The 3,570-nt window shown below is 31.8% G+C and carries 4 protein-coding genes; 3 read left to right on the top strand and 1 reads right to left on the bottom strand.

Going from position 1 to position 3,570, the window contains the following annotated elements:
• Together IJI93_RS01150 and IJI93_RS01155 are read left to right on the top strand one after the other, a co-directional pair.
• The coding region (locus tag IJI93_RS01150) for a helix-turn-helix domain-containing protein (protein WP_292818684.1) at positions 1-394 on the top strand (394 nt) is incomplete at its 5' end.
• Between the two features lie 50 nt (positions 395-444).
• On the top strand, positions 445-1,431 hold the full coding sequence (locus IJI93_RS01155) for an NADH-dependent flavin oxidoreductase (protein ID WP_292818687.1): 987 nt from the start codon (positions 445-447) through the stop codon (positions 1,429-1,431).
• On the opposite strand, the gene IJI93_RS01160 is transcribed toward IJI93_RS01155, so the two are convergent.
• The gene (locus IJI93_RS01160; protein WP_292818690.1) at positions 1,409-1,999 is read right to left on the bottom strand and encodes a TMEM175 family protein; all 591 of its coding nucleotides are present in this window, start codon (positions 1,997-1,999) and stop codon (positions 1,409-1,411) included. The genes IJI93_RS01155 and IJI93_RS01160 overlap by 23 nt on opposite strands.
• 91 nt (positions 2,000-2,090) lie before the next feature.
• Here IJI93_RS01160 and IJI93_RS01165 point away from each other — a divergent pair, with 91 nt between their 5' ends.
• Positions 2,091-3,086 carry an NADH-dependent flavin oxidoreductase gene (locus IJI93_RS01165; protein ID WP_292818693.1) on the top strand — a complete coding sequence of 332 codons (996 nt, stop codon included), beginning with the start codon at positions 2,091-2,093 and terminating at the stop codon, positions 3,084-3,086.
• The last annotated feature ends 484 nt before the right edge of the window (positions 3,087-3,570 follow it).

Genomic DNA, 3,570 nt, shown 5'->3' on the forward strand with positions numbered 1-3,570 from the left:
GGCGGTTGATTATATGGCTGAAAATAATATTTGCCCAATTGGAAATACATTGGATTTTTTTAACAGGAAATGGATATTCTGCATACTTTCAAACATATTCAGAGGAATGAAACATTTCTCCGAGTTTAAAAAGGCAAATCCAGAAATCAGCAACCATATTCTATCTGAAACTTTAAAGTATATGGAAGAAAATGATTTAATTAATAAAACCACAATTGAAGACAGCTCAAGAATCCAAACAGAGTATTCTCTAACAGAAAAAGGCCTTAAAACAAATAAAATTATCTTTGAGATTACATCCTACTATTTCAATGAGCTGAATTATGCAGGATACAATGATAATGAGAAAAGCGAAATTTTAGCCGAATATCAAAAAGCATTCAATATAGAGTAATTCAAGAGTTACCAGTCTATTTTTATATTATATTCTACTAATCTAGATTCATGAAGGACATTTTTGACAACTGCAAAATCGGCGATTTAAAACTCAAAAGCCGTGTCGTAAGAACCGGCCTGTGGCAAACACAGCCAATGAGTGAAGTTTATGAGAAATATGAAAACATCGCTAAAAGTGGCGTAGGTTTAATCATCACTGAACTGATTTCAATTTATCCGAAAGACAAGTTTTCAGAGTATTCAATCAAAAGCACTTCTCCACAATTTATGGCTGAAGCAAAAAGGTTGGCTAAAATCACACATGATTATGATGTTCCCATTTTAGGCCAAATTGAATTCATTAAATATAATAGAGGAATCGATTTGGACATTAACGTTAACGATTTGACAATGGAAGATATTCGCCAGATTCAGTCCAACATTATTGTTGCTGTTCAGAAACTTAAATTGGCAGGTTTTGACGGAGTACAACTGGCATTGGGAAACAACTTTTTTTTCTCCAAATTCATCAACCCCTATTTTAATCAAAGATCAGATGACTATGGTGGAAACACTTTCAACCGGACGAGGATTGTTTTAGAACTTATAAAGGTAATGAAAAACAATTTCAATTTTCATATTGGATGTAAGGTAAATGCGTTTGATGGAAGAAAAGGAGGAATCGATCCGTCTGAAAGTATTGAGATATGCAAACTGCTTGAAAAAGTAGGTGTAGACAGCATTCAAGTTACAAAACCGTTATCTCCATTATATTTCACCAAAGATGTATCCGACGAAAAGGAACTGGTTGAATTTTGCCAAAATCTGATTGATGAGGTTGAGATTCCCGTTATTCTAGGCGGAGGATTCGATGACATGGCACATATGAATGAAGTCATAAACCAGATAGATATTGGACTTTTGTCAATGTACAGACCTTTTGTTGCTGATGAGGGATTTTTAAAATCATGGAAGGATAACGGCGAAGGAAAATCCAGATGCAAAAAATGCAACAACTGCTACAGGACAAAGACTAGTCAATGTTTTCACTATTGATATCGATATCTTTAATTGACATGTAAACATGAACAAACCATGTTAAAACAGCAATGAATACAAATGCAACAATAATTTCAGGCATGACGAAATATCCTAAAATTATTCCGAATGCATAGAAAATTAAATGGATTGCAGTTCTTTTCAGATTTAAAATTTTACTTAATTGCTTGTTGTGCTCAATATTGGTTATCATCCAAAAGAGCACATCATATGCCAATTCAATGACAATGAAGAATCCACAATAACATAACTGTGCATTCAGGTTAGAAAAGTTATTTGAAATTAAAAGGGTGAAATAGGGCAAAAGTGACATTACAAAAACAACAAGTCCTGTCATGGTTATTACCTTACCATTTATCTTTTTAATAATTTCAAAAATAATATGGAAAAAATACCAGTTAGTCAAAACAACGATGAAACTTGTTATATAAGCAAAAAAACTAGTTTTTAAAGCCCAAAAACCCGCAAATGTAATAGTTTCAGGTTGGGGCAGTTCAAGCACGATAACAGTTAAAATGATTGCAAGCACTGCATCGACAAATGCCTCTAATTTTTGTGAATCCATACTAATAATTATTAACTGCAATATTTTAAATACTGTTGGTAATTCTTAAATTACTGACTTCTTTTTATACTATTTTAAATAATCTTAATTCATGAAAAGCATATTTGATAATACAAAATTTGGTAGATTCAACCTAAAAAGTAGAATTATCCGATCAGGACTGTGGGAATCTGAAAACGAATCCCAAAAGAATTTGACTCCGGAAATTTTTGAAAGATATGAAAAGCTGGCTGAAAACAATGTCGGAATAATAGTTACCGAGCTGATTTCAATGTATTCACATGACCGGTTCAGCGATTACTCACATTATATCAACTACCCCTACTTCATCAAGGAATTCAGAAAAGTAACAGACATCACCCATGAATTTGACACACCGATTTTTGCACAAATCGGTTTTATCAACTGCAATGTCAATGGAAAACAGATGATGGAAGTCAATGATTTGGAAATTGAAGATATAAGAAAAATTCAGACAGATTATGTTGTTGCGGCTAAAAAAGTTGCCTTTGCAGGCTTTGATGGAATTCAGTTAAATGTAGGGAATAATTATTATCTCTCACGAGTCATGAATCCTTTTGAAAACCAAAGGGATGACCAGTATGGTGGAAATACATTCAATCGTGTTAGGATGGTTATAGAAATTATCCAACTGATAAAACAGACTACAGATTTGCATATTCATTGCAAAGTAAATCTGTATCAGGACATTGATGATTCATTGGAGATATGTAAAATACTTTCTGAAAATGGTGCAGACAGTTTGCAGATAACTAAATTTTTATCCCCACAATACTTCAGAAAGGGACAGTCAAACGAAAACATGCTGGTTGACTTTGCAGATAATGTCTCTAAAGAAGTTTTAATCCCTGTTGTTTTAGGCGGTGGGTGGTCCGATATGGACACAATTCAAGAGTTGATAAATACTACAGATATAGAATATTTATCAATGTACAGGCCATTTGTCAAAAGCCAAAGCTTTTTAACTGAATGGAGGAAAAATAAGCACGGAAGTTCAAAGTGCAAAACTTGCAATAACTGTTACTGGAAAAAATCAAGTGTATGTATTATTGATTCCGAGGATTGATTATCCCTCGGCCACTAAACTTAAAATTGGCCAATCTATGGAATACCACCTGTCCACATCAACATTATTGGAAACCTAAACTAAGAAACATTAAATGAAGTGTTTCTTAATAATTTTTCAATGAATTAGCTCCAAATATAAAGTCAATATACTGAAAAAACTATACAAAATATAAATACCTACTAAAAAAGGCCAAATTAATTCCTTAAAAAAAGACTTATTTTTTAAAAATATAAACATATTCCACTTAACAAAATCATAAAATAAGTTATATTAAGTTAATGAATAAAAAACTTAATATTAATGATTAATATGTAAAATAACATCCAAATTATGTACAAAGGATTTTGCCCGTATACTCTACAAAATATTTACTACTTTTAGCTCTCAGATTATAATATACAACGAAGAGACATATATATTTAATTCTTATCAGTATTTTTCCCATTATTTCATGAATTTTATTAGTTATTTTATATTGCAA

Origin of the sequence: Methanobrevibacter sp. (assembly GCF_017431965.1) — an archaeon.
GTDB lineage: Archaea > Methanobacteriota > Methanobacteria > Methanobacteriales > Methanobacteriaceae > Methanocatella.